The sequence below is a fragment of the Ectorhizobium quercum genome, assembly GCF_026552795.1.
Taxonomy (GTDB): domain Bacteria; phylum Pseudomonadota; class Alphaproteobacteria; order Rhizobiales; family Rhizobiaceae; genus Ectorhizobium; species Ectorhizobium quercum.
This window is the reverse complement of the sequence record NZ_JANFPI010000009.1, coordinates 158,108-183,065: the sequence shown is the minus strand read 5'-3', so window position 1 is coordinate 183,065 and position 24,958 is coordinate 158,108. Positions and strand designations below refer to the sequence as shown.

Genomic DNA, 24,958 nt, shown 5'->3' with positions numbered 1-24,958 from the left:
CCAGCAAAATCAAACCCTTAAGGCCAAATATCGCCGCCAGTCTCAAGAGCAAACGAGAAGGTCGCCAGCAGCGAAGCCGCCCTCGTCAACGACGCTGCTTATAGAACCCTCCACACTCAAACGTCAATAACTGAATCGCACTTTCATACAAAAAATCACACAAGCAATTGATCCAGAACAATAAATTTAACAAATCAAACAAAAATAAACCCAAAAGGAGCCTGCCGGCCCTGCATTTTCGACAAACGGCCATATTGCCCTTACTCATTGCATCCGGGCGTGCGATGCGCGAAACCGTATTCTGCTCAAATAAACTTGCCCGCGAAAGCAGGGTGTTACCGCGCGATTTCCGGCAAGGTGGAGCGAAAGCGGCACCGCTCCATTGCAAAATCGAAAATTGAGCTTATATTGGGCCCATCGACCATTGCTTGTGACGTCGCTCCAGAGCCTCAAGGGCTCCGTCAGATTTCCTCTCAACTAATCGATCCAATCCCGCAAGGTATCGCGGGAACCACAACGATTGCTGCGAAAGGAAATCGTTATGAACACTGGTACTGTAAAGTGGTTCAACGCCACCAAGGGCTTCGGCTTCATTCAGCCCGATAACGGCAGCACGGACGTTTTCGTCCACATCTCGGCCGTCGAGCGCGCAGGTCTGCGTTCGCTCAGCGACGGCCAGAAGGTCCGCTACGATATCGTGCAGGATCGCAAGTCCGGCAAAAGCTCCGCCGATAATCTTCAGGCGGCTTGAATTTGTCATTCGCTCCCGTTGACCACGACTGTACAGGCAGCGGAGCTGAGTGATCGTGAGAGGTCGGGTTCGCCCGGCCTTTTGTTTTTTATGGCTATGGAAGCTCTCATGCCCAAACACCGTTATCGATCGGGAGATACGATTGTTCTGAAATCCCGGGTGCTGGGAAGCATCCAGCCGCAAGGCTCCGGCCGGATCATGTCCGCGCTGCCGGAAGCGCAGGGGCTGGTTCGCTACAGGGTGCGGTTCGAGCATGAGAATTTCGACCGAAGCATAAGCCAGGACGACATCGATACGACAGCGTCGTCCCCGCGGACCCGCGAGCCGCAAGGCGCATCGCCCCGCGACGGGACGTCGAGCTGGATCAATCCGAACGCCATCAGGACCAGGAAATAACAGCCCAGGCTGAGTCAGGAGACATTTTGCAGGTTATCGTCAGGGACAATAATATCGAACAGGCTCTTCGCGTCTTGAAGAAGAGGATGCAGCGCGAAGGCGTTTTCCGGGAAATGCGGGCGCGGCGCTCCTATGAGAAGCCGTCCGAGAAGCGCATTCGCGAGCAGGCCGAGGCCGTTCGCCGCCACCGCAAGCTGGTGAAGAAGAAGATGCAGCGCGAGGGATTGCTTCCCGCCCCCAAGAAAGTCGTCCGCCCGCGGTGATCACCGATCCGAATCCTTGCTAAAAGGAGGTCACTATGACCATCACGAAAGAGGCATTTTTCAAACCGGGCAGAACGTCCGCCCAGGACAAGGCGTCCACGACGGATCGGGCGGCGAAGGAGATCATCACTGCCGAGGCTCTCCAGCGCGCCCGCAAGACGCAGCGGCTTCGCGAGCTTCGGGAAGCGCAGGAGACGGCTACGGTCGTCATCCCTCCCGTCCGCGGGAAAAAGCCGTCCTCTTCCGGCAAGACGTAATTTCGAAACGTCTTGCCCCGGAAACGGAATAGGCGCATTCTACAAGGGCCGGCAGCCGTTTAAAGGGCGCTGCCGCTTCAGGGTTTGCAATCCTGGCCCCAACGAAAGGAGGACGTGATGTCTTCCGACTTTTATCCTTCGAGCCTTTCTCGCAATCTCGTCCGGACGGGCGCTTTCGGCTATCGCGAGAATGCCGCACTTCACCTGCTTCTCAGCGCCGCCGAAGACGTTGCACGCAATGCCGGGCATGATCGCGGATCGACCGTGAATTTCGTGGCTTTTCCCGATTTCGACCGCAAGGCGAAAACAGGACCGAAGGTCGTTTCCTTCGGGCGCACCCACCTTCGCACGCTTGCACTGTCCCGCGGGAAACATCCGTTTACCGGACCTCTTCCCGTCTGATGCAACGGCCGCTGTCCGCCGCCTGCCGGCGGCACGCGCCGATATGCCCAGCCAGAACGCTTCCGGTTTAGGCGGAGTGACGGAAAACCGCTTCACGCTTTTCCCGGGAATGCTCCGGTCCCGATAACAACGACAACGAGGAGGAAAACATGGCCAAGGGTCAAATGCGCGGCAACCGCGAAATCCGCAAGCCGAAGAAAGACAAGACCGAGACTGCGCCGCCCCCGCCGGCGCCCGGCACGCAGGTCAAGCTTGCCGGCGGCACGTCCGGCTTCGGCAAGAAGAAGTAGCCGCGCTTCGCCATTGCGGCCCGCTCCGGTTCAACGGTGCGGGCCGTCTCACCCGTTCATCAAAGGATACCGACATGATGCACAAGACCCCCCGCCGTGCCGTGGAAGATCTCTTTCGCGTCCCGGATGCCGATCGAGGCTCCAATGCCGAAAAGCTTCAGAACCTCCGCAAACGGCTGCAACTGCGCAAGCGCGAGCTTCGCGTCGAGGAGCGGCAGCAACGCCTGGACAAGAGAACGGGGCCATTCGCCAGCCTCTCCTGATCCGCTTGCCCCTTGGCAAGGCCGTCGCGGCTCCGACGATTCGAAACCGTTCGGGATGAACGAGGACCATAAAGTGCCTGAATTCGACTATACGACCGGAGCCGGGCTTTACGCCGGCAAGAAGTTCCGCGGAAGCAGCGGCCCGCGCTACAGGCGGTTCGAGACCGCGGCGGAAGCCGTGCGTTTCGCCATCGAGGACATGCCGGGTTCGCAATTGCGCGGCTCGGTGCTGGAAGTGGACGAAACCCGCTTCGACGACAGGCAGATCCGCATGCTCTACGACGCTCCCGAATACCCGCTCAAGCGCCGGGACGAATGATGACAGTCCGCACCGGCCTCCCCGGGCCGCGCCGGATGCCGCATCCAGGATCTGCGGGGACCGCCTGATGATTTTCTCGGTTCGGCATATCACCGCCTATCGCTACAAGAAGCCGGTGTCCTTCGGCCAGCACCGGCTGATGTTCAGGCCCCGCGACAGTTTCGACCAGACGCTGCTGAACTGCTCGCTGGATGTCTTTCCGCAGCCCGATTCCGTGCGCTGGATTCACGACGTCTTCGGAAACTGCATCGCGCTGATCGACCTTTCCGCCGAATCGGCAGAACTGCGGTTCGAAACGTCGATCCGTCTCGATCACACGGCGCATGTTCCTCTCGACCTGGAGATGGACGTGCAGGCGTTCAGCTTTCCCTTTGCCTACGATGCCGACGAAGCCATAGACCTCGAGCGGACGATCGCCAGGCATTATGCCGACCCCGACGACGAGGTGGGGCGGTGGGCGAGACAGTTCGTGCCTTTCAGCCCGACGGCGCGCACGGGCCATGTCCTGATGACCCTCTGCTATGCGATCCGCGAGAGCTTCAGCTATTCCCGGCGCAGCGAACACGGAACGCAGACGCCCCTCGAGACGCTCAGGCTTCGAAATGGCTCGTGCCGCGATTTCGCGCTGTTGATGATGGAGGCGGCCCGCTCGCTCGGTCTCGCCGCCCGCTTCGTCACCGGCTATATCTATGTTCCCGACCGCGACGGTTCCGTCACGCTGGGCGGCGGTTCGACACATGCGTGGTGCCAGATCTTCCTGCCGGGTGCGGGCTGGGTGGAGTTCGATCCCACCAACGGCATCGTCGGCAACCGCGATCTCATCCGCGTCGGCGTCGCCCGCGATCCGAGGCAGGCGATTCCCCTGTCCGGCAGCTATGACGGCGGGCCGCTCGATTTCGACAGCATGCAGGTGCAGGTCAACGTCGTCACCGAACCGGACGACAACGCCGCAAATCGCTGGTAGAAGGAACGGGTTGCCATGTCCGTGCGTTTGCAATTCTGACGAACACTCCCGAGAAGAAGGACCGGAGCCACATGAAGATACGCGCAGGCTTTCAACTGGGATACGAGTGCGAGCATGAAACGCCGATGCTGCTCGTCCTCAACATCCATCCCTCCCGCCGCGTCGATCTTCTTACGGAACAGGTCCTGAGCTTCGACCGGCCCATAGAGGCCTGGAGCTATACCGATGTGTTCGGCAATGCCTGCAACCGCATCGTCGCGCCTCCCGGCCTGACGACGATTTCCACGATGTTCGAAATCTATGACACCGGCCTGCCCGACCCGGTTCCCGAAGATGCCGTCCAGCACGACATCGCTCACCTTCCCGACGAGGTGCTCGTCTATCTGCTCGGCAGCCGCTATTGCGACACCGACCGGCTGTCGGATTTCGCCTGGAAGACCTTTTCCGGAACGCCGCTCGGCTGGCCGCGGGTGCAGGCCATTCTCGACTTCACCCACGACCGGATCGCCTTCGACTACATGAAGGCCGACCCGCTCAGGACGGCCTTCGGCGGCTTCACGGACAGAACCGGCGTGTGCCGCGATTTCGCCCATCTGGCCATCACGCTTTGCCGCTGCATGAACATTCCGGCCCGCTACTGCACGGGCTATCTCGGAGACATCGGCGTGCCGAAGGACCCGAACCCTATGGATTTCAGCGCCTGGTTCGAGGTCTATCTCAGCGGACGCTGGTACACGGTCGATGCCCGCCACAACACGCCCCGCATCGGCCGCATCCTCATGGCCACCGGCCGCGATGCCACGGATGTGGCGATGTCGACGGCCTTCGGTCCGGCGCTGCTGACGCGTTTCGAGGTGATCACGGACGAGGTTTCGATGTAACCCCGCCGGCAGGCCCCGCCGCCTGATCGTAACCGATCGTCGCCTCGGCGATGCGGCGGATCAATTGCAGTTCCGCGTCGCGATCCGCTCCGTCGGCGGCCACGAGCTTTTCCGTGGCATAGGACGCGCGGTTCAACAGCCGACCGAGCACGGTTTCCGAGTATCCATCCGCGCCGCCATTCGCCCGGGAGGGAGCCGGCGGATCGGTGAACCCTGCATCCGATGTGACAAGACATGGTTCGGAAGACATCTGGTCCACCTTTCTCCTGGGGCAAGGGCGATGTGGCCCTTTTCCGCGGCGCCCGGTCCAAAAGCCGACGGTTCTGACGACATGCACGTCAATTGCGGTTCCAAGAAGACCGGCCGCCATGCCGGGGAAATTATCGCATTCGGGAACGGCAACTTGTTTTGAACACATTGTCACTCTATATATGGGTCATAGCAACTGCTGGTGAGCGCTGAATGAATTGAGCGTTCGCGGTTGTGTAATCGCTTCGGACTTTTGACCACGGATGTACTGGCACTGGTGTTGAGAGCGATGTGAGGAAGGTCGGTGCATTATTGCCCCGGCCTTTTTTGTTTTCCGCGGCATCCCGGCACGAATGCAAACGTGCCGGCGGGCGGCGATTTCCGGAAAATCAGGGCGAGATCGAGAAGGAGAACGTGCAGCCGGTCTTGTTGATCCAGGCTTCGCGGCTCTGGAAGAACGACATCGTATAGGTTTCGCCCGCCCTGGCATTGTCCGTGAAGGACGCGGGAAACCGGCGCCATGTCGTCAGCACGCCCCGTTGCGACGCCTTGCTCAGGTCGGTCCCGCAATGGAGGTTCTCTCCCGCGACGGAAAAGGTGATCTGTCCCGGATTCGTGACCACAAACCGGTAGGTGCGCGTTTCTCCCGAAAGAAGCGTTCCGTCGATCCGTTCGGAAACCATCGCCGAAGACAGCGCCACATCCACGGCAGGGGCCGCATGGGCGGGCGTGAAGGCCGGCAGAACGAGAAGTCCGGCCGCTATGATTCGTGTCAGGCGCATGGTGATCTCCAAAGAAACACCCTGCGCAGGTTCTTCGCCCAATAGCCAGCCCAAACTGCGCCCGGGCGGTCCCCAGCGGCGGCGCTCCGATTATTTTTCGATATATCTTGAATTTAGATATATCGAAATATATCTTCACCGCATGAGAAACAGACCAAAAAGCGGAGGGGACCGCAAATTCCCCAGGACCGGCCCGTGGCCGGAGCGCAGGCATCACGATGAGGAAGCCGGCCGCCGTGGCCGGCGCCGCGGCGGCCGGATGCTGGACTACGGTGAGCTTCGCCTGCTGATCCTCTCGATCATTTCCGAGCGCCCCAGTCACGGCTACGAACTGATCAAGTCCGTCGAGGACATGTTCGGCGGCAGCTACACGCCGAGCCCCGGCGTTCTCTACCCGACGCTCGCCTGGCTCGACGACATCGGCTACGCCGTCGCGGAGGCCAGCGAGGGCAACCGCAAGAGCTATCGCATCACCGCGGAAGGCGAGGCCTATCTGGCGGCCAACCGCACGACGGTGGAGGCGCTGCGCGCCCGTGGCGGGCAGGACGGCGATGGCGTGCGCCGCGGCGCGCCACTTGCCGTCGCCGAGGCGATGGACGGCCTGAAGGCCGCGCTGCGCGGCCAGTTGCGCCGGCCCGGCGTGCCGCAGGCCGCGGTCGAGCGCATCGTCGCCATCCTGCACGACGCGGCCCGGCGCATCGCCGACGATGAACCGCCAGAGACCGTTACCCCCTCGAACCCCACGAACGGAAAAGAAACCATGAGCGCGCCCAACACCGCAGCCGGCCAGACCGGGCTTCTGCCGAAGATCGAACGCATCCGCCATGAATTGCGCCGCCGGCAGTTGACCGTGCTTTCGGCCGTCTCGCTGACGCCGAACATGATCCGCATCACGCTCGGCGGCGATGAGCTGGAAGGGTTCACGTCGCTGTCGGCCGGCGATCACGTCAAGCTCTTCGTGCCGGACGGACAGGGCGGCACCGCCATGCGCGACTACACGCCGCGCCATTACGATCCGCACAACCGCACGCTCGTCCTCGACTTCGCGGTTCATGAGGCCGGACCGGCGACGCAATGGGCGCTCGGCGTGCGCCCCGGCGATCCCGCCCAGATCGGCGGCCCGCGCGGTTCGCAGGTCATCGGCGGCCCGATCCGGGCCTGGGTCCTGATCGGCGACGAAACCGCGCTTCCGGCGATCGGCCGCCGCATCGAGGAGATGGAGGCGGGCGTCCCCGTCACCAGCATCGTGGCCGTTCCCGGCACGCAGGACGAGCAGACGTTCGAAACCGCCGCTGCCCTGACCGCCCACTGGGTTCACCGCACCGACGCGACGGACGCCGCCGCCATCATCGAGCGGCTGCGCGACGTTCCGCTGGAGCCGGGCACCTTCGTCTGGCTTGCCGCCGAGGGTTCGGTCGCCAAGGCCATCCGCGCCTATCTCGTCGGCGAACGCAACCATCCGCTCGCCTGGCTGCGCGCTTCGGGCTACTGGGTGAAGGGCAAGGCCGATACCACCGAGAAGTTCGAGGACTGAGCCGGACCCGCCTTCGGCGCCTTGAAAACCGCGCCGGTCGACCATGACCGGCGCATGTCCGCCAGCGTCCGGCTTTTTTGATCCCCGGCATTTTATCCCGACACGAAAAATGCCTAGACTGCGCCCGTCACGGGAGAGCCGCACATGACCGACAGCCAGACGGAGACGATCGCCTTTCTCGAAGGGATGATGACGGGCGGCGGGCGGAAACGGGTGGAAACCCACATTTCCATCATCCTTCTGGCCGGCGACGCCGCCTTCAAGCTCAAGAAGCCGGTGAAGCTGCCCTATGCCGATTTCTCCACCCCGGCGCTCCGGCTGGCGGCCTGCGAGAACGAGGTGACGCTGAACCGCCGCACCGCCCCCGACCTTTACCGCGGCACGCGCCGCATCACCCGCACGGGAAGCGGCGGCCTCGAGCTCGACGGCCCCGGCGAACTCGTCGACGCCGCCGTGGAGATGCGCCGTTTCGACGAGGACGAACTCTTCGACCGGCTGGCCGAACGCCATGCGCTCGACACGCCGCTGATGGAGGAGACGGCCGTCGCCATCGCCGGCTTCCACGAGAAGGCCGAGGTGCTGCACACCGGCGGCGGAGCGGCGAACCTGCGCGGCGTGCTCGACATCAACCGCGCCGGCTTCGCCACGTCGCACGTCTTTTCCGACGCGGCCGTGGCCGGGCTGGACGCCACACTTCGCAAGAGGCTCGCGCGCCATGCCGCCCTGCTCGATGCCCGCGAGAGAGCCGGAAAGCTGCGGCTCTGCCACGGCGACCTGCATCTGAGGAACATCTACCGCACGCCGGAGGGGCCGCGCCTGTTCGACTGCATCGAGTTCAACGACGCCATCGCCTCCACCGACATCCTCTACGATCTCGCCTTCCTGCTGATGGATCTGTGGCACCGCGACCTGCCCGGCCTCGCCAGTGCCGTCGTCAACCGCTATCTCGACCGCAGCGCCGACGATGCCGGCTTCTGCCTCCTGCCCTTCATGATGGCCGTGCGCGCCGAGGTCCGCGCCCATGTGACGGCGACCCAGGCCGAAACCGCCAAGGACGGCGGGGAGGCGCTGAAAGCGCTGGCAGGTCAATATTTCGAGCTGGCTAACGATCTTCTGAACGAACAGGAACCGCGTCTCATCGCCATCGGCGGGCTTTCCGGCTCCGGCAAGTCGACGCTCGCCGTCCGGCTCGCGCCGCTGCTGGGTGTTGCCCCCGGCGCGCGCCTGCTGGAAAGCGACCGCATCCGCAAGGCGCTGTTCGGCGCGGGTTTGAGCGAACGGCTGCCGGACGAGGCCTATGCGCCCGGAGTTTCCGAAAAGGTCTATGCCGCGCTGAACGACCGGGCCCGCACGATCCTCGATGGCGGCGGCATCGCCATCGTCGATGCGGTCTTCAGCCGCGCGGAGGAGCGCGAAGCGGTCAGCGCCGTCGCCGCCGGTCTCGGCGCGCCCTTCACCGGCCTGTGGCTCGACGCCGCGCCGGACGTGCTGCGCCAGCGCATACGCGCCCGCAGCCAGGGCGATTCCGATGCGACGACCGAGGTTCTGGAGAGCCAGCTCGCTCGCGATCCGGGCCCGCTCGACTGGACGAGGCTCGACGCGACCGCCGACGCCGAGACCCTGACGGCAACGGCGCTGGACATGATCGGCGGCGGTCAGCCGACCAGCATGTAGGCATAGGTGCTGAGCACCCCCATGAGCGCGATGCCGCAGACCGTGCGCGTCTTGTTGTTGACGACGACATCCAGAATTCTGCCGAAAACCATGCTTGATCCTCCTCTTCTCCCGCGGCACAGATTACAGAACTCCCCGTAAAACGGTATTCGACTGAAGCATAACCCGATCCGGGCAAGGGCGAACCAATGAACAATCTTCTGACCGATATCGACGGCGTCGCCGTGGGCCATGCCACCGACCTGAAACTGGGCTCCGGCGTCACGGTCGTGGTCTTCGACGAGCCGGCGGTCGCCTCGGGCTGCGTTCTCGGCGGCGCGCCGGGCGGCCGCGACACGGCCCTTCTCGATCCGGCCATGACCGTGCAGGCCGTGGACGCCTTCGTCCTGTCCGGCGGCTCCGCCTTCGGACTGGATGCGGCCGGCGGCGTGCAGGCCGGGCTGCGCCAGGCCGGCCGCGGCCTCGCGGTCGGCGCGGCGCGCGTGCCCATCGTGCCGCAGGCGATCCTCATGGACCTGCTCAACGGCGGCGACAAGCAATGGGGCCTGCACTCCCCCTATCGCGACATGGGCTACGAGGCGTTCCGCGTCGCGGGCAAGGGGCCGTTCGCGCTCGGCACGGCGGGTGCCGGCACCGGCGCCACCACGGCCACGTTCAAGGGCGGCCTCGGCTCGGCCAGCGCCGTCGCCTCCGGCGGTCAGGGGATCGCGGCGATCGTCGCGGTCAACGCGCTGGGTTCGGCGACGGTGGGCGACGGCCCGCATTTCTGGGCCGCACCTTTCGAACGCGACGCGGAGTTCGGCGGGCGCGGCCTGCCGGCGCGGTTCGGGCCGGACGACCATGCCATGCGGCTGAAGGGCGTGAACCTGACGGCGACCACCATCGGCGCCATCGTGACCGACGCGGTGCTGACCAAGGCGCAGGCGCACCGGCTGTCGATCATGGCCCATGACGGCCTGGCCCGGGCGCTGCTGCCCGCCCATCTGCCCGCCGACGGCGACACCGTCTTCGCCGCCGCGACGGCCAGGCGGACGCTGGATCATCCCGCCGCCTTCGCCGAGCTTTGCCACCTGGCCACCGTCACGATGGCCCGGGCGGTGGCGCGCGGCGTGTTCGAGGCCACCGCCCTGCCGGTTCCCGGCGCCCAGAAGGCGTGGAAGGACCGTTTCGCCTGACGCCCGTCAGATCTCGTCGGCGAACCAGCCGAACCGGCGGACGATCCATTTCTCCGCTTCCAGAATGGCGAGCAGCAGGACGCCGACACCGACGATCACCAGCCCGTCGCCCAGCGAGACCGGGGCCGACCCGAACAATGCGTTCATGAACGGCAGGTAGGTGTAGCCGAACTGCGCGACGGTGAGGCCGCCGACCGCGAGCAGCACGGCGGGCGTGCCGAGCAGGCCGCGGAAGCTGATCGAGGTGGTGTGCAGGTAGCGGACGTTGAAGAGATAGAAGATCTCCATGACGGCAAGGACGTTGACGACCTGCGTCCGCGCCACCTCGATGCTCTCACCGTTGCCGAGCGCATGGAAGAAGACGCCGAAAACGCCGCTCATGAACAGGAACGACACGAAAATGATGCGCCAGAGCAGGAAGGGCGTGACGAGCGGCGCGTCGCGCCGGCGCGGCCGCCGCTGCATGACGCCGGGCTCCGGCGGCTCGAAGGCCAGCACGAGGCCGAGCGTGACCGTCATGATCAGGTTGACCCAGAGGATCTGCACCGGCGTCATCGGCAGGGCGAAGCCGAGCAGGATGGCCAGGACGACCGCCAGCAATTCGCCGCCATTGGTCGGCAGGGTCCAGCCGATCACCTTGCGGATATTGTCGTAGACCGTGCGGCCTTCATGCACGGCGGCGACGATGGAGGCGAAATTGTCGTCCATCAGCACCGTTTCCGCCGCCTCCTTGGCGGCTTCCGTACCCTTGCGGCCCATCGCGATGCCGACATCGGCCTGCTTCAGCGACGGCGCATCGTTGACGCCGTCGCCGGTCATCGCCACGACATGGCCATCGGCCTGAAGCGCGCGCACGATGCGCAGCTTGTGTTCCGGGCTGGTGCGGGCGAACACGCTGGTCTGGAGCGCGACGGGCTTCAGCTCCTCGTCCGAAAGCCCGTCGATCTCCGCGCCGGTGACGACGACCGGATCGTCGGCAAGGCCGAGCTGGCGGGCGATCGCCGCCGCCGTCGCGCCGTGATCGCCGGTGATCATCTTGACCGAAATCCCCGCCGAGCGGCATTCCGCCACCGCCTGCATGGCTTCCGGGCGGGGCGGATCGATGAAGCCGGCGATGCCGAGGAAGACGAGGCCGCTTTCCAGCATGTGGTGGCCGAGGCTGTCCGCCCCGACCGGCGCCCTGCCCATCGCAAAGCCGAGAACGCGCTCGCCGTGGCTGGCGGCGGCGGCGATCGCCTCGTCCCAGTAGACGGGATCGACGGCGACGTCGCCTTCCGCGCCCATGACGGAATCGCACATGGCGAGAACCCGCTCCGGCGCGCCCTTCATGAAAATCACCCTCTCACCCGACGGCGCACTGTTGAGCGTCGCCATGAAGCGATGGGCGGCATCGAAGGGGATGTCGTCGATGCGCGGCCAGGCGCGCCGTTCGTCCTCCGGGACGAAGCCAGCCTTGAGCACCAGCGTGACCAGCGCCCCTTCCATCGGATCGCCGAGGACGGTGTAGTGGCCGCCCTCTTCCTTCAGATGCGCGTCGTTGCACAACAGGCCGGCGAGGAGAAGCCGGTCGCGCACGGCATCTTCCGGCCCGGTCAGCACGCCCTCCGGCTCGTATCCGGCCCCCGAGACCAGCGTTTCGCCGCTTGCCGTGACGACGCGGGCGACGGTCATCTCGTTCTTCGTCAGCGTCCCGGTCTTGTCCGAGCAGATGACGGAGGTGGAGCCGAGCGTTTCCACCGCCGGGAGCCGGCGCACCACGGCATTGCGCGCCGCCATGCGGCGCACGCCGATGGCGAGCGTGATGGTGATGACGGCAGGCAGGCCTTCCGGCACCACGCCGACGCTCAGCGCCACCACCACCATCAGCGCATCCACCCAGTCATATCCCCTGACGGCATAGGCGAAGACGAACAGCGCCGCCGCCAGCGACATGGCGAACCAGGTGATCATCCGCCCGAAGCGGTCGATCTGGACCAGCAGCGGCGTGGTCAGTTGCTGCACGGTGCCGATCAGCGCCGAAATCCGGCCGATTTCCGTGCGGGAGCCGGTTTCGACGGCAATGCCCCCGCCCTGCCCCGCCGCGACGATGGTGCCGGAAAAGAGCATGCAGGTACGGTCGGCGATGGCGGCGGCTTCGGCGACCGGCGCGAGGTGCTTTTCGGCCGGAACGGATTCCCCGGTCAGGATCGCCTCGTTGGCGAGCAGGCTCGACGCGCGCACCAGCCGCAGGTCCGCCGGCACCTTGTCGCCCGCCTCGACCAGCACCAGATCGCCCGGCACGATGTGGCGGGCATCGATCATCTGGCGCTCACCGTCGCGCACCACCGTGGCGTGCGGCGAGATCATGTCGCGGATCGCATCCAGCGCCTTTTCCGCCTTGCCCTCCTGCACGAAGCCGACGATGGCGTTGACCACCACCACGCCGAGGATGACCGCCGCATCGACCATGTGGCCGAGCACGGCCGAGGCCACCGCCGCCGCCATGAGGAAGTAGATCAGCATGTTGTTGAACTGCGACAGGAAGCGCATGAGCGGATGCGGCCGCGGCGGTTCGGGAAGCCGGTTCTCGCCGTGGGCCGCCAGCCGCTCGCGCACGGACAGGGACGTCAGCCCCTTTTCGCCGCTGCCCAGGCTGCCGAAGACCTCTTCGCGGGAAAGCGCATGCCAGGCACCGTGAACCGCTGTCGTCTCAGGGCTTTCGGGCGAAGAAACGACGTTTTTATTCATTCACGGCCTGCCTTGCTGCGGGTATTGGTAATCTTGCCGTTGCAATGTAGCAAACAATGGCTTGAGCGTGGATGACATGAATGTGATCTTACCCTATGCGTGTCAGTGGAGGACGACGACATGGACGGAAAACTGCTGCTGACATTCAACACCGGTTCTTCGACGGTGAAGATCGGCATCTTCGAATTCGGCCCGGGCATCCTGCGCAGGATCGGCAAGGGCATGCTCGACTTCAACAACCGCCCGCTGACCTTCCACCTGACCGAGGGCCCCGATATCTTCGACGTGCCGCTGGAGGCCGAGGCCGGCGACGGGCTGACCGAGGTGCTGGAAGAGACGTTCGAATGGCTGGGCGAGCATTTCGACCTGTCCTCCATCGACGCCGTGGCGCACCGCGTCGTGCATGGCGGCCGCGATTTCACCGGTCCGGTGAAGATCGACGAGCGGACCCTTGCCGACATCGAGGCGCTGACCGTTCTGGCGCCGCTGCACCAGCCGCAGATCGTGCGCCTGATCAACGCCATCCGCGACCTGCGGCCCGACCTGCCGCAGACCGCCTCCTTCGACACCGCCTTCCACCGCACCATGAGTGAAACGGCCCAGCGCTTCGCGCTGCCGCGCGGCATGTTCGACGAGGGAATCCGGCGCTACGGTTTCCACGGCCTCTCCTACAAGTACATCGCCGCCGAACTCGCCCGCCGCGACCCGGACCTTTCGAAGGGCCGCGTCGTCGCCGCCCATCTCGGCTCCGGGGCGAGCCTCTGCGCCATGCAGAACGGCGAAAGCCGCGACACCTCCATGAGCTTCACCACGCTGGACGGTATTCCGATGGCCACGCGCTGCGGCGCCATCGACCCCGGCGTGCTGCTGCACCTGCTGACCGAGCGCAGCATGAGCCGGCCCGCCGTGGAGGACCTGCTCTACCGCCGCTCCGGCCTGCTCGGCGTTTCGGGCATCAGCGCCGACACGCGGGCGCTGATCGCCAGCGACAGGGCCGAGGCGAAGGAGGCGCTGGACCTCTACACCTTCCGCGCCGCCGGCGAGATCGCCCGCCAGGCCGTGGCGCTGGAGGGGCTGGACGGCCTCGTCTTCACCGCCGGCGTCGGCGAGAACCAGCCCGCCATCCGCGCCATGATTTCCGGCCACCTCGCCTTTCTCGGCGTGACGCTCGACCCGGCGGCCAATGCCGCCAATGCCGGGGTGATCTCCGCCGCCGGCAGCCGGGTGAAGGTGATGGTGATCCCCACCGACGAGGAACAGGTGATCGCCGAGGAGGCGCTTTTTCTTCTCGGATACCCCGCCCTTCCCGGCCCGGGCGCTTCCGCCTGACCGCGGATCGCGGGCACGCCCCGCCGCGGTCCTATGCATTCGCGCTTTCGCGCGAAAGCCTGCCCTCGTACATCGCCTGCCAGTAGGCGAGGCTCTCCTGCGCATTCATCGGCCGGGGATTGGCGGCGCGCGGGTAAAGCCGCGCCATCTCCTCCGACAGCGCCCTGAGATCGGCGGCACTGACCTTGTGTTGCGCGAGGTTCACGGGCAGGCCGAGATCGGCCATCAGCGCCTGGATCGCCCGGGCCGGATCGCCGGAAACGCCCATCGCCCGCGCGACGCCGGCAAGCGCCTGCGGCACGGCGGACCGGTTGAAATCCATGAGGCAGGGCAGGCCGAGCGCGCAGCCGAGGCCGTGCGGCGTGCCGTTGTAGCTGCCGAGCACGTAGGACACGCTGTGCGCCCACAAGCCTCCGGACAGGTTGAAGCTCATCATCGCCAGCGCCGAGCCGACGGCCATGTCGTAGCGGGCGGCAAGGTTCTGCGGTTCGGCCCGCGCCGTGCGGATCGAGCGCGACAGAAGGGCGATCGCGCCGAAGGACAGCGCATCGCACATCGGCGTCGCCGCCGTGTGCATGACCGCCTCGATGGCGTGGGTGAGCGCGTCCATGCCGGTCATGGCGGTGACGGAGGCGGGCATCGAGACGGTGAGCAGCGGATCGAGGATCGCCGCCTGCGGCACCAGCGCCGGACCTGAGAGCGAGCGCTTGGTGGTGCCGTCGGTGACGACGGCGAAGATGCTGGTTTCCGAGCCGGTGCCGGAGGTGGTGGGAACGAGCACCAGCGGCGCCATGACCTCCGTTTCGAAACGCGGATGGCCGCGCACGATATCGGCAGGCATGCGGCCCGTGCCGAGCGACAGCGCCGCGACCTTGGCGACGTCGAGCACCGAACCGCCGCCGAGGCCGACGATGGCCGACACATCCGCGCGGCGGGCCAGGGCCGAGACCTTCTCGACGGTTTCCAGATGCGGCTCCGGCTCGACATCGGTGAACAGCGTGACGGCGAAGCCCGCCTCGGCCAGCCATGCCGCCACCAGCGGCGCGAGGCCGAGCCTGTCCAGCACCGCGTCCGAGATCAGCAGCACCTTCCGTCCTACAGTCAATGCCGAAACGGTGCGCCCCAGCGCCTCCCCCGCGCCGAGCCCGTAGAGAAAGACGCCCGGCGCCTTGAGGCCCGCGGCCTGAAAGGCCCTGGTTTCCTTGAGATGGTCCGGCGCGCCGGAAAGCAGCGCGCGATAGGTCTCATGATCCATGAAAATTCTCCTCCTGAACGAAATACGCAGTCTCTCCCGCGGCCAGAGTGCCAAAGGCGGAAGTGCCCTGGCAACCGGGGAAAACACGGGACGCCGCCCCGTCCCGCAAACAGAAAACGCTGCGCTCCAGCCCCCCGAAGCGCAGCGTTCCCCGGATTGATCCCTTCTCCTTTGGATCAATCGTTACGCAACCGGCCTTCGACGAGGTCGAGGACCGAGCGGGCGGCATCCATCACATTGGTGCCCGGGCCGAAGACGGCGGAAACACCGTGCTCCAGCAGGTAGTCGTAATCCTGACGCGGGATGACGCCGCCGACGACGACGATGACATGCTCCGCCCCCCTTGCCTTCAACGCCTCGACGAGCTGCGGCGCCAGCGTCTTGTGGCCGGCGGCCAGCGACGACATGCCGACGACCTGGACCTTTTCCGCAACCGCCAGATCGGCGGCCTCCTCCGGCGTCTGGAACAGGGGACCGGCGACGACATCGAAGCCGATATCGCCGAAGGCCGAGGCGATGACCTTGGCGCCGCGGTCGTGGCCGTCCTGCCCGAGCTTGGCGACGAGGATGCGCGGTGCTGTGCCCTTGGCCTGCGTGTAGGTCTTCAGGCGGTCGGCGAGGTTCGCCAGTTCGGGATCGCCTTCGTACGCCTTGCCGTAGATGTTGCGGACGACCTTCGGCACGGCGACATGGTCGCCGAAGACGGCGCGCAGCGCATCCGAGATCTCGCCGACCGTGGCGCGCGCGCGGGCGGCGTCGACGGCGGCTTCGAGGATGTTGCCCTCGCCGGTGCGCGCGACCTCGGTCAGGCGGGCGAGCGTCTTTTCGACGGCGGCCGAATCGCGGCGGCGGCGCGTTTGCTCGATGCGCCTGACCTGCGACAGGCGCACGGCGCTGTTGTCGATTTCAAGGATGTCGATCGGCTCCTCGTTTTCGAGGCGGAACTTGTTGACGCCGACGATGACCTCCTCGCCCCTGTCGACGGCGGCCTGACGGCGGGTGGCGGCTTCCTCGATCAGGCGCTTCGGCAGGCCGTCGTCGACGGCCCTGGTCATGCCGCCCAGCGCCTCGACCTCCTCGATCAGCGCCCAGGCCTTTTCGGCCAGTTCGTTGGTGAGGCTTTCGACATAGTAGGAACCGGCGAGCGGATCGACGACCTTCGTCACGCCGGTCTCGTTTTGCAGGATGAGCTGGGTGTTGCGGGCGATGCGGGCCGAAAATTCGGTCGGCAGCGCGATGGCCTCGTCGAGCGCGTTGGTGTGCAGCGACTGCGTGCCGCCGAGCGCGGCCGACATCGCCTCGTAGGCCGTGCGGATGACGTTGTTGTAGGGATCCTGCTCCTGAAGCGAGACGCCCGAGGTCTGGCAATGGGTGCGCAGCATCAGTGACGACGCCTTTTTCGGCTCGAATTCCTTCATGATGCGCGTCCACAACAGACGGGCGGCGCGCAGCTTGGCGGCTTCCATGAAGAAATTCATGCCGATGGCGAAGAAGAACGACAGGCGCCCGGCGAAGGCATCGACGTCGAGACCCTTGGCAAGCGCGGCGCGGACATATTCGCGCCCGTCGGCCAGCGTGAAGGCCAGTTCCTGCACCAGCGTCGCGCCGGCCTCCTGCATGTGATAGCCGGAGATCGAGATGGAGTTGAACTTCGGCATCTCCTTCGCCGTGTACTCGATGATGTCGGCGATGATGCGCATCGAGGGGGCCGGCGGGTAGATATAGGTGTTGCGGACCATGAACTCCTTGAGGATGTCGTTCTGGATGGTGCCGGAGAGCTTGGTCCGCGACACGCCCTGCTCCTCGCCGGTGACGATGAAATTGGCGAGGATCGGGATGACGGCGCCGTTCATGGTCATGGATACGGAGACGGTTTCGAGCGGGATGCCGTCGAACAGGATCTTCATGTCCTCGACCGAATCGATCGCCACGCCCGCCTTGCCGACATCGCCCTCGACGCGCGGATGGTCGCTGTCGTAACCGCGATGCGTGGCGAGGTCGAAGGCGACCGACACGCCCTGCTGGCCGGCGGCGAGCGCCTTGCGGTAGAAGGCGTTCGACTCTTCCGCCGTGGAGAAGCCGGCATATTGGCGGATCGTCCACGGCCGGCCGGCATACATGCTGGCGCGCGGGCCGCGGATGAACGGATCGAAGCCCGGCAGCGTGCCGAGATGGCCGATGCCTTCCAGATCCTCGGCCGTATAGAGCGGCTTGACGTCGATGCCTTCCGGCGTGTGCCAGGTCAGCGTATCGGCCGAACGCTTGATTTCCTTCTCGGCCAGCGCCTTCCAGTCCTCGATCGTCTTTTCCTCCGACATGCTCGTTTCTCCTCATACGCCTTAGAGCGTTTCCGCGTTTTTTACGCATTTCCGGACGCAAAACCGCGTGCTGCACTTTTGCTGGAAATGCTCTCATCCACGGACGCGAACCGCGCCGTGGGTGAACTCTTTACATCCGGGCCTGAACCCGGACGGGTCGGACGGGGCGCTGGAAGCACCACGTTGAATTCAAAAACATAAGCGCTTTCCAGCGCCCCGTTCAGCGGTTTTTGCCCGCCTGAAAGCCTCGCTTCACGGGCAGACACCGGCTCCACCCGGTGACGCGCCGGACAGTCCCCGTTTGGCGGGATTTGCTGCTGTCCGGTTTCAAGGGACGACGGTGTTTCACCCGTCGCCGCCCGTTTCCCGCATTCCGGAGAATGCGACCGCCCGTCCCCTTGCAGGGAGGTGCGGCCAAAGCCGTTCTGCGAACCCCAGGTCCGGTTGCTGCGTCCCTTCCCCGTGACCTGGCGCCGGCTCCGCTTCGCCGCGACGCCGCGGTGTCTCCGATGCGGAACGGCCCCATGATGCCACAGACCGGACCCCGGGGGAAAAAGCGGGCGGAATTTTCGTCCGCTTTTCCATTGTCGCCCAAAACCCCCTCTGGCCTGCCGGCCATCTCCCCCACAAGGGGGGAGAAAATTTGCGGCAACCTCTCGCCTGTTTCGAACGGTCGAGGGCGGGAAGCGGGTACATCTTTCGCTCTCACCCCTTGTGGGGAGATGGCGGCAGCCAGAGGGGGTCATTCCCTCCCACTTTATTCGAAATCCATGATCACCTCGTCGACGGCAAGGCTCTGGCCCGCCTTGACGGGAATGGACTTGACGATGGCGCGCTTTTCGGCACGCAGCGTGTTTTCCATCTTCATGGCCTCGACCGTGGCCAATGCCTGCCCCGATTCCACCTGATCGCCGACAGCGACGAGAATGCCGGTGACGACGCCCGGCATCGGGCACAGCAGCATCTTCGACGTGTCCGGCGGCGCCTTTTCCGGCATCAGCCGGGCAAGCTCGGCGGCGCGCGGCGAACGGACCCGGGCAACGGCATCGATGCCGCGCCAGCGCAGGCGGATGCCCGTGCCGGCGAGGTTGACCTTGACGCCCATCGTCAGGCCGTCGACCACGAAGGTCGCATGCGTCTGGCCCGGCACCCAGCCGCCATTGACCGGCGAGACGCCGCCATCGGCGAACTTCACGAAGGCGCCGTCGGCCGATGCCCCCAGTCCCAGCGGAAATTCATAGCCGGCTATCGTCGCCACCCAGTCGGTGCGCACGACGCGGCGATGATTGTCCATCGTGCCGCTGATCTGCACCGCGCGGTTCTGGAGCGTCTGGTTGACCACCGCGGCGATGGCGGCGAGCTTGCGAGCCGAATCGGCATCCGCCGTCACGCCGTTGAAGCCTTCGGGAAACTCCTCGGCGATGAAGGCGGTCGTCAGCCGGCCCTCGCGGAAACGCTCGTGCTCCATCACCGCCGACAGGAACGGCAGGTTGTGGCCGATGCCCTCGACCTCGAAATCGTCGAGCGCAGCACTCATGGCGTCGACGGCTTCGAGCCGGGTCGGCGCCCAGGTGCAAAGCTTGGCGACCATCGGGTCGTAATACATCGAGATCTCGCCGCCTTCGAAGACGCCGGTGTCGTTGCGGATGACCGCGCCGCCGTTCGTCCGGCCCTCGGCCGGCGGCCGGTAGCGCGTCAGGCGGCCGATGGAGGGCAGGAAGTTGCGGTAGGGGTCTTCCGCGTAGAGGCGGCTTTCGACGGCCCAGCCGTTCAGCTTCACGTCGTCCTGGCCGAAAGAGAGCTTTTCGCCGGCGGCGACGCGGATCATCTGCTCGACCAGATCGAGGCCTGTGACCAGTTCCGTGACCGGGTGCTCCACCTGAAGGCGGGTGTTCATTTCGAGGAAGTAGAACTTGTTCTCCTTGCCGTCGACGATGAACTCCACCGTGCCCGCCGAGTAATAGCCCACGGCCCTGGCGAGCGCCACGGCCTGCTCGCCCATCGCCTTGCGGGTCTTGGCGTCGAGGAACGGCGACGGGGCCTCCTCGATGACCTTCTGGTTGCGGCGCTGGATCGAGCATTCGCGCTCACCGAGATAGAGCACGGTGCCGTGCTTGTCGCCGAGGACCTGGATTTCGATGTGGCGCGGCTCGGTGACGAACTTCTCGATGAAGATGCGGTCGTCGCCGAAGGAGTTCTTCGCCTCGTTCTTCGACGCCTGGAAGCCTTCGCGGGCCTCCTGCGCGTTCCAGGCGATGCGCATGCCCTTGCCGCCGCCGCCGGCCGAGGCCTTGATCATCACCGGATAGCCGATGCTGTCGGAAATTTTCACCGCCTCGTCGGCATCCTCGATCAGGCCCATATGGCCCGGCACCGTGTTGACGCCGGCTTCCGCCGCGAGCTTCTTCGAGGTGATCTTGTCGCCCATCGCATGGATGGCGTTGACCGGCGGGCCGATGAAGGTGACGCCTTCCTTTTCCAGCGCCTCGGCGAACAGCGGGTTTTCCGACAGGAAGCCGTAGCCCGGATGCACGGCGTCGGCGCCGGTCTGGCGGATCGCGTCGATGATCCTGTCGATGACGATATAGGACTGGTTGGACGGGGCGGGGCCGATATGCACCGCCTCGTCGGCCATGCGCACATGCAGCGCGTCGCGGTCGGCGTCGGAATAGACCGCGACCGTGGCGATGCCGAGCTTCTTCGCCGTCTTGATGACGCGGGCTGCGATTTCACCGCGATTGGCGATCAGGATTTTCTTGATCATGCGTACTAACCTCTCCTCCCGTCATCCTCGGGCCTGACCCGAGGATCCAAAGCCGGGTGACGATCATGGATGCCCGGGTCGAGCCCGGGCATGACGAAAACTGTTCTCAGAGCGGAATCGTGTCGTGCTTCTTCCAGAGCGTGTCGGTGCGCTTGTTGCGCAGCGACGCGAACGCCCGGGCGATGCGCTTGCGCGATCCGAAGGGCATGATCACCTCGTCGATGAAGCCGCGCTCGGCGGCCACGAAGGGATTGGCGAAACGCTCCTCGTATTCCGCCGTGCGGGCGGCGATCTTCTCCGGGTCGCCGAGTTCCGAACGATAGAGGATTTCCGTCGCCCCCTTGGCGCCCATGACGGCGATCTCGGCGCTCGGCCAGGCATAGTTGATGTCGGCGCCGATGTGCTTGGAGGCCATGACGTCGTAGGCGCCGCCATAGGCCTTGCGGGTAATCAGCGTGACCATCGGCACGGTGGCCTGCGAATAGGCGAACAGAAGCTTGGCGCCGTGCTTGATGACGCCGCCATATTCCTGCGCCGTGCCGGGCAGGAAGCCGGGAACGTCGACCAGCGTCAGGATCGGGATGTTGAAGGCATCGCAGAAGCGCACGAACCGGGCCGCCTTGCGCGAACTGTCGATGTCGAGGCAGCCGGCCAGCACCAGCGGCTGGTTGGCGACGACGCCGACCGTCTGGCCTTCCATGCGGATGAAGCCGGTGATGATGTTGCGGGCGAAGGCTTCCTGGATCTCGAAGAAATCGCCCTCGTCGGCCAGCGCCAGGATCAGCTCCTTCATGTCGTAGGGCTTGGTCGAGCTATCCGGGATCAGCGAGTTGAGCTGCTCCTCGTAACGGGCCGGATTGTCGTGGAACGGGCGCACCGGCGGCTTCTCGCGGTTGTTGAGCGGCAGGAAATCGAACAGCAGCCGGACCTGTTCCAGCGCCTCGATGTCGTTCTCGTAGGCGCCGTCCGCGACGGAGGACTTCTTGGTGTGGGTGGTCGCGCCGCCGAGTTCCTCCGCCGTGACGATCTCGTTCGTCACCGTCTTCACCACGTCCGGGCCGGTGACGAACATGTAGGATGAATCGCGCACCATGAAGATGAAGTCGGTCATGGCCGGCGAATAGACCGCGCCGCCGGCACAGGGGCCCATGATGACCGAGATCTGCGGGATGACGCCGGAGGCCTCGACGTTGCGCTTGAACACCTCCGCATAGCCGGCAAGCGAATCGACGCCTTCCTGGATGCGCGCGCCGCCGCTGTCGTTGAGGCCGATGACCGGCGCGCCGTTCTTCACGGCCATGTCCATGATCTTGCAGATCTTCTGGGCGTGGGTTTCGGAGAGCGAACCGCCGAGGACGGTGAAGTCCTGCGAAAAGACGTAGACCTGCCGGCCGTTGATCGTGCCCCAGCCGGTGACGACGCCATCGCCCGGAACCTTCTGCCCGGCCATGCCGAACTCGGTGCAGCGGTGGGTGACGTACATGTCGTATTCTTCGAAGGAGCCCTCGTCGAGGAGAACCTCGATCCGCTCGCGTGCGGTCAGCTTGCCCTTGGCGTGCTGGGCGTCGATGCGGCGCTGGCCGCCGCCGAGCCGCGCCTGGGCGCGCCGCGCCTCCACCTGTTCGAGAATCGCGCGCATCTCTCCACTTCCCTCCCTTTGGAACCAATTGCCTTATTTCAAAAGGCTACGCGGGTTTTCGTCTAGCCTGATCCGGCACAAAAAAAATGCTTGATGATGTGCGAATGTGTAGCTAACAAAAATGCAATGAGTAAATTGCAAAGTTGCAAACATGGCCATCGGCAAGCTCTACATCGGCCGCAAGGTCCGCGAACTGCGCGAGGCGAACAAGGCCACGCAGGCCCAGTTTGCCCAGAGAATCGGGATTTCCTCAAGCTATCTCAACCAGATCGAGAACAACCAGCGGCCGGTCTCGGCCTCGGTGCTGCTGGCGCTGGCCGAAAAGTTCGCCATCGACATTGCTGAACTTTCGTCGGGGGAGGGCGACCGCCTTCTCTCCGCCCTTTCCGAAGCGCTCGCCGATCCGCTGTTCGAAAACTACACGCCGAGCCTTCAGGAACTGAAGCTGGTGACGCAGAACGCGCCGGGGCTGGCGCATGCGCTGATCACCTGTCACCAGGCCTATCGCCGCAATTCCGAGCAGCTGGCGAGCTTCGACCATTCGATGACCGGCGCAATGGCGACGACGGAAACGACGCCCTACGAGGAGGTGCGCGACTTCTTTCATTTCGTCGACAACTACATCCACGACGTCGACCTTTCCGCCGAACGGCTGGCCGGCGAACTCGGCATGAACGGGTCCGACAGCCAGCTCATCCTGACGCAGTTCCTCGAAAAGCGCTATCGCGTGCGCGTGACGACCGCCGACCCGGAGGCCGACTTCATCCGCCGCTTCGATCCGTCGACCCGTGTCCTGTCGCTCAACGCCTATGCGCCGGCGCCGACGCGGGCCTTCCAGATCGCCCTGCTGATCGCCCAGCTTCACGCCGGCGACCTGATCGACGCCATCGTCGCCAATGCCGGCTTCCGCACCGACGAGGCCTTCGAGATCTGTCGCATGGGCCTGCACAACTACTATGCCGGCGCGCTCATGATGCCCTACCAGTCCTTCCTGAAGACGGCCCGCGCGCTGCGCCACGACCTGGAGTTGCTGACGGCCCGCTTCGGCACCAGCCTGGAGCAGGTCTGCCACCGGCTGTCGACCCTGCAACGGCCGGGCCAGAAGGGCGTGCCGATCTTCTTCGCCCGCATCGACCGGGCCGGCAACATCACCAAGCGCCACTCCGCCGCCAAGCTGCAATTCGCCCGCTTCGGCGCCGCCTGTCCCTTGTGGAACGTGCATCAGGCCTTCGAGATGCCGGGCCGCATCATCCGCCAGTTGGCGGAAACGCCGGACGGCGTGCGCTATCTCTGCCTCGCCACGCAGGTCTCGCTCGGCGGCGGCTTCCGCAACGCCCAGCCGCGCTACGCCATCTCGCTGGGCTGCGAGATCTCCTATGCCGGCGAGTTCATCTATGCCGACGACCTCGACCTCGACAACCGCCGCGCCTTCGACCCGATCGGCATTTCCTGCCGCATCTGCGAACGCACGAGCTGCGTCCAGCGCGCCGTGCCGCCCTTGAAGCGCAAGCTGGTGGTGCAGCACGACATCCGCCGCACGGTGCCCTACCGGATCGTGGACTGAGTGTTGGGCGCGGCCCGCTTCGCCGGCGGAGATGCCGCGGCCGGCCCGGCACAGCCTATAGCCGGTGCTCCGGGAAGACGGACGGATGGTCTGCCGGAAAGAAGCGGGCGAGGTCGGCCTCCGTCACGTCGGAAAGCGAAGCCGGCCGCCATTTCGGATTGCGGTCCTTGTCGATGACGGCGGCGCGCACGCCCTCGTAGAAATCCGGATTGGAAAGCATGCCGGTGCAGGCGGCGAATTCGCGTTCCAGGCATTCGGCCAGGCTGTCGCTTCTTTCGCCGAGGCGGAGCAGCCGGAGCGACAGCTTCATGCTGAGCGGCGAGCGCTTCGAAAGATGCCCGAGCGTCTCGCGGGCGAAGTCGCTTCCGTCCTGCGTCAGCGCCGCGACGATCTCCTCCACCGTTTCCAGCGCGAAGATGCGGTCGATCAGCGCCCGGCTGGCGGCGAGCGGGCCAGAGGGCGGCGTGACCGCGAAGCGCTCGATGACCGAGCCGACATCGGACGCCGACGCGCCGGCCGGCAGGGCGGCAAGCGCCTCCGTGATCAGAAGCAGGGTGGCGGAGGGCACGCAATAATCCGCAAGCCCGGCATGCACCGCATCCGCCGCGCCGATTTCATGGCCCGTCAGCCCCATCCAGAAGCCGATGCGACCGGCAAGGCGCGGCAGGAACCAGCTTGCGCCGATATCCGGGAAATAGCCGATTCCGGTTTCCGGCATGGCGAGCCGGGTGCGCTCGGTGACGATGCGATGGCTGCCATGCACCGAAATGCCCGCGCCGCCGCCCATGACGATCCCGTCCATGATCGCGGCATAGGGTTTCGGATAGTGCGCTATGAAATGGTTCAGGCGGAATTCCTCGCGCCAGAAATCCGTCGCCTCGCGGCCGTCCGCCCGGCCGCTTTCGTACATGGCGCGAATGTCGCCGCCGGCGCAGAACGCCCGCTCGCCCTCGCCGGACACGATGACGCTGGAGACGCCGCCGTCCGCCGCGTAGGTCTCCAGCAGAGCGCGCATCCGCCGGATCATCGTCAGGTTGAGGCTGTTCAGCGCTTTCGGGCGGTTCAGACGGACAAGCCCGGCCGAACCCGCCCTTTCGCCCAGAACCGTTTCCACCATCGCGATGCTTTCCCCGCTCGTCATCCCTCTCTCCTCCTCCACGGA

Annotated in this window: 23 protein-coding genes and 1 pseudogene; 16 read left to right on the top strand and 8 right to left on the bottom strand. The window is 65.5% G+C overall.

What is annotated here, in order from left to right:
• The first annotated feature begins 541 nt into the window (after positions 1-541).
• From NOF55_RS21140 to NOF55_RS21095, 10 genes are all read left to right on the top strand, one after another.
• Positions 542-751 carry a cold-shock protein gene (locus NOF55_RS21140; RefSeq protein ID WP_306413104.1) on the top strand — a complete coding sequence of 70 codons (210 nt, stop codon included), beginning with the start codon at positions 542-544 and terminating at the stop codon, positions 749-751.
• Between the two features lie 108 nt (positions 752-859).
• Positions 860-1,147 (top strand): cold-shock protein, encoded by a 288-nt coding sequence (locus NOF55_RS21135; protein WP_306413103.1) that lies wholly within the window; start codon positions 860-862, stop codon positions 1,145-1,147.
• Between the two features lie 26 nt (positions 1,148-1,173).
• Positions 1,174-1,410, top strand: a complete 237-nt coding sequence (rpsU, locus tag NOF55_RS21130; protein WP_306413102.1) for a 30S ribosomal protein S21 — start codon at positions 1,174-1,176, stop codon at positions 1,408-1,410.
• Positions 1,411-1,445: 35 nt separating this feature from the next.
• The gene (locus NOF55_RS21125) at positions 1,446-1,667 is read left to right on the top strand and encodes a hypothetical protein (RefSeq protein WP_306413101.1); all 222 of its coding nucleotides are present in this window, start codon (positions 1,446-1,448) and stop codon (positions 1,665-1,667) included.
• A gap of 117 nt (positions 1,668-1,784) precedes the next feature.
• Positions 1,785-2,069 carry a hypothetical protein gene (locus NOF55_RS21120; protein WP_306413100.1) on the top strand — a complete coding sequence of 95 codons (285 nt, stop codon included), beginning with the start codon at positions 1,785-1,787 and terminating at the stop codon, positions 2,067-2,069.
• 149 nt (positions 2,070-2,218) lie between these two features.
• Entirely contained in the window at positions 2,219-2,359 is a 141-nt protein-coding gene (locus tag NOF55_RS21115) for a hypothetical protein (RefSeq protein WP_306413099.1), read from the top strand.
• A gap of 74 nt (positions 2,360-2,433) precedes the next feature.
• Positions 2,434-2,622, top strand: coding sequence for a hypothetical protein (locus tag NOF55_RS21110; protein WP_306413098.1), 189 nt, complete (start codon positions 2,434-2,436; stop codon positions 2,620-2,622).
• A 73-nt stretch (positions 2,623-2,695) separates the two neighbouring features.
• Complete coding sequence (locus NOF55_RS21105; RefSeq protein ID WP_306413097.1) at positions 2,696-2,941, top strand: hypothetical protein; 246 nt, start codon at positions 2,696-2,698, stop codon at positions 2,939-2,941.
• A 64-nt stretch (positions 2,942-3,005) separates the two neighbouring features.
• Positions 3,006-3,905 carry a transglutaminase family protein gene (locus NOF55_RS21100; RefSeq protein WP_306413114.1) on the top strand — a complete coding sequence of 300 codons (900 nt, stop codon included), beginning with the start codon at positions 3,006-3,008 and terminating at the stop codon, positions 3,903-3,905.
• 71 nt (positions 3,906-3,976) lie between these two features.
• A complete protein-coding gene (locus NOF55_RS21095) occupies positions 3,977-4,786 on the top strand; it encodes a transglutaminase-like domain-containing protein (protein WP_306413096.1) in 810 nt (269 codons plus the stop codon).
• On the opposite strand, the gene NOF55_RS21090 is transcribed toward NOF55_RS21095, so the two are convergent.
• A complete protein-coding gene (locus NOF55_RS21090) occupies positions 4,764-5,036 on the bottom strand; it encodes a hypothetical protein (RefSeq protein ID WP_306413095.1) in 273 nt (90 codons plus the stop codon). The two genes, NOF55_RS21095 and NOF55_RS21090, sit on opposite strands and share 23 nt — an antisense overlap.
• A gap of 388 nt (positions 5,037-5,424) precedes the next feature.
• The gene (locus NOF55_RS21085) at positions 5,425-5,817 is read right to left on the bottom strand and encodes a hypothetical protein (protein ID WP_306413094.1); all 393 of its coding nucleotides are present in this window, start codon (positions 5,815-5,817) and stop codon (positions 5,425-5,427) included.
• Between NOF55_RS21085 and NOF55_RS21080 the strand changes: the two are divergent.
• From NOF55_RS21080 to NOF55_RS21065, 4 genes and pseudogenes are all read left to right on the top strand, one after another.
• Positions 5,798-6,505 (top strand): annotated as a pseudogene (locus tag NOF55_RS21080) (PadR family transcriptional regulator); the annotation flags it as partial. The gene NOF55_RS21085 and the pseudogene NOF55_RS21080 overlap by 20 nt on opposite strands.
• Before the next feature lie 72 nt (positions 6,506-6,577).
• Entirely contained in the window at positions 6,578-7,351 is a 774-nt protein-coding gene (locus NOF55_RS21075) for a siderophore-interacting protein (RefSeq protein ID WP_306413113.1), read from the top strand.
• Positions 7,352-7,495: 144 nt separating this feature from the next.
• Positions 7,496-9,025: a bifunctional aminoglycoside phosphotransferase/ATP-binding protein gene (locus NOF55_RS21070; protein ID WP_306413093.1), complete on the top strand. Its 1,530-nt coding sequence runs from the start codon at positions 7,496-7,498 to the stop codon at positions 9,023-9,025.
• Positions 9,026-9,213: 188 nt separating this feature from the next.
• Positions 9,214-10,200, top strand: a complete 987-nt coding sequence (locus tag NOF55_RS21065; protein ID WP_306413092.1) for a P1 family peptidase — start codon at positions 9,214-9,216, stop codon at positions 10,198-10,200.
• 6 nt (positions 10,201-10,206) lie between these two features.
• Here NOF55_RS21065 and NOF55_RS21060 read toward each other — a convergent pair whose 3' ends face one another.
• A complete protein-coding gene (locus NOF55_RS21060; RefSeq protein ID WP_306413091.1) occupies positions 10,207-12,927 on the bottom strand; it encodes a cation-transporting P-type ATPase in 2,721 nt (906 codons plus the stop codon).
• A 120-nt stretch (positions 12,928-13,047) separates the two neighbouring features.
• Here NOF55_RS21060 and NOF55_RS21055 point away from each other — a divergent pair, with 120 nt between their 5' ends.
• Positions 13,048-14,256: an acetate/propionate family kinase gene (locus tag NOF55_RS21055; RefSeq protein WP_306413090.1), complete on the top strand. Its 1,209-nt coding sequence runs from the start codon at positions 13,048-13,050 to the stop codon at positions 14,254-14,256.
• A gap of 31 nt (positions 14,257-14,287) precedes the next feature.
• On the opposite strand, the gene NOF55_RS21050 is transcribed toward NOF55_RS21055, so the two are convergent.
• The 4 genes from NOF55_RS21050 to NOF55_RS21035 form a co-directional block, all read right to left on the bottom strand.
• Positions 14,288-15,511: an iron-containing alcohol dehydrogenase gene (locus tag NOF55_RS21050; RefSeq protein ID WP_306413089.1), complete on the bottom strand. Its 1,224-nt coding sequence runs from the start codon at positions 15,509-15,511 to the stop codon at positions 14,288-14,290.
• Between the two features lie 176 nt (positions 15,512-15,687).
• Positions 15,688-17,829 (bottom strand): methylmalonyl-CoA mutase, encoded by a 2,142-nt coding sequence (gene scpA / locus NOF55_RS21045; protein ID WP_306413088.1) that lies wholly within the window; start codon positions 17,827-17,829, stop codon positions 15,688-15,690.
• Positions 17,830-18,586: 757 nt separating this feature from the next.
• Positions 18,587-20,593 carry an acetyl-CoA carboxylase biotin carboxylase subunit gene (locus tag NOF55_RS21040; protein ID WP_306413087.1) on the bottom strand — a complete coding sequence of 669 codons (2,007 nt, stop codon included), beginning with the start codon at positions 20,591-20,593 and terminating at the stop codon, positions 18,587-18,589.
• A gap of 106 nt (positions 20,594-20,699) precedes the next feature.
• Positions 20,700-22,232: an acyl-CoA carboxylase subunit beta gene (locus tag NOF55_RS21035; protein ID WP_306413086.1), complete on the bottom strand. Its 1,533-nt coding sequence runs from the start codon at positions 22,230-22,232 to the stop codon at positions 20,700-20,702.
• A 151-nt stretch (positions 22,233-22,383) separates the two neighbouring features.
• Here NOF55_RS21035 and NOF55_RS21030 point away from each other — a divergent pair, with 151 nt between their 5' ends.
• Positions 22,384-23,796: a helix-turn-helix domain-containing protein gene (locus NOF55_RS21030; RefSeq protein ID WP_306413085.1), complete on the top strand. Its 1,413-nt coding sequence runs from the start codon at positions 22,384-22,386 to the stop codon at positions 23,794-23,796.
• Between the two features lie 55 nt (positions 23,797-23,851).
• Here the strand turns inward: NOF55_RS21030 and NOF55_RS21025 are convergent, their stop codons facing one another.
• Positions 23,852-24,937, bottom strand: coding sequence for an enoyl-CoA hydratase/isomerase family protein (locus NOF55_RS21025; protein ID WP_306413084.1), 1,086 nt, complete (start codon positions 24,935-24,937; stop codon positions 23,852-23,854).
• Positions 24,938-24,958 lie beyond the last annotated feature (21 nt).

Coding starts and splice junctions, on each gene's coding strand:
- NOF55_RS21090 (WP_306413095.1), bottom strand. CDS start 5,036: ATGTCTTCCGAACCATGTCTTGTCACATCGGATGCAGGGTTCACCGAT.
- NOF55_RS21095 (WP_306413096.1), top strand. CDS start 3,977: ATGAAGATACGCGCAGGCTTTCAACTGGGATACGAGTGCGAGCATGAA.
- NOF55_RS21085 (WP_306413094.1), bottom strand. CDS start 5,817: ATGCGCCTGACACGAATCATAGCGGCCGGACTTCTCGTTCTGCCGGCC.
- NOF55_RS21065 (WP_306413092.1), top strand. CDS start 9,214: ATGAACAATCTTCTGACCGATATCGACGGCGTCGCCGTGGGCCATGCC.
- NOF55_RS21070 (WP_306413093.1), top strand. CDS start 7,496: ATGACCGACAGCCAGACGGAGACGATCGCCTTTCTCGAAGGGATGATG.
- NOF55_RS21050 (WP_306413089.1), bottom strand. CDS start 15,511: ATGGATCATGAGACCTATCGCGCGCTGCTTTCCGGCGCGCCGGACCAT.
- NOF55_RS21120 (WP_306413100.1), top strand. CDS start 1,785: ATGTCTTCCGACTTTTATCCTTCGAGCCTTTCTCGCAATCTCGTCCGG.
- NOF55_RS21115 (WP_306413099.1), top strand. CDS start 2,219: ATGGCCAAGGGTCAAATGCGCGGCAACCGCGAAATCCGCAAGCCGAAG.
- NOF55_RS21140 (WP_306413104.1), top strand. CDS start 542: ATGAACACTGGTACTGTAAAGTGGTTCAACGCCACCAAGGGCTTCGGC.
- NOF55_RS21025 (WP_306413084.1), bottom strand. CDS start 24,937: ATGACGAGCGGGGAAAGCATCGCGATGGTGGAAACGGTTCTGGGCGAA.
- NOF55_RS21060 (WP_306413091.1), bottom strand. CDS start 12,927: ATGAATAAAAACGTCGTTTCTTCGCCCGAAAGCCCTGAGACGACAGCG.
- NOF55_RS21075 (WP_306413113.1), top strand. CDS start 6,578: ATGAGCGCGCCCAACACCGCAGCCGGCCAGACCGGGCTTCTGCCGAAG.
- NOF55_RS21125 (WP_306413101.1), top strand. CDS start 1,446: ATGACCATCACGAAAGAGGCATTTTTCAAACCGGGCAGAACGTCCGCC.
- scpA (WP_306413088.1), bottom strand. CDS start 17,829: ATGTCGGAGGAAAAGACGATCGAGGACTGGAAGGCGCTGGCCGAGAAG.
- NOF55_RS21035 (WP_306413086.1), bottom strand. CDS start 22,232: ATGCGCGCGATTCTCGAACAGGTGGAGGCGCGGCGCGCCCAGGCGCGG.
- NOF55_RS21030 (WP_306413085.1), top strand. CDS start 22,384: ATGGCCATCGGCAAGCTCTACATCGGCCGCAAGGTCCGCGAACTGCGC.
- NOF55_RS21040 (WP_306413087.1), bottom strand. CDS start 20,593: ATGATCAAGAAAATCCTGATCGCCAATCGCGGTGAAATCGCAGCCCGC.
- NOF55_RS21110 (WP_306413098.1), top strand. CDS start 2,434: ATGATGCACAAGACCCCCCGCCGTGCCGTGGAAGATCTCTTTCGCGTC.
- NOF55_RS21055 (WP_306413090.1), top strand. CDS start 13,048: ATGGACGGAAAACTGCTGCTGACATTCAACACCGGTTCTTCGACGGTG.
- NOF55_RS21135 (WP_306413103.1), top strand. CDS start 860: ATGCCCAAACACCGTTATCGATCGGGAGATACGATTGTTCTGAAATCC.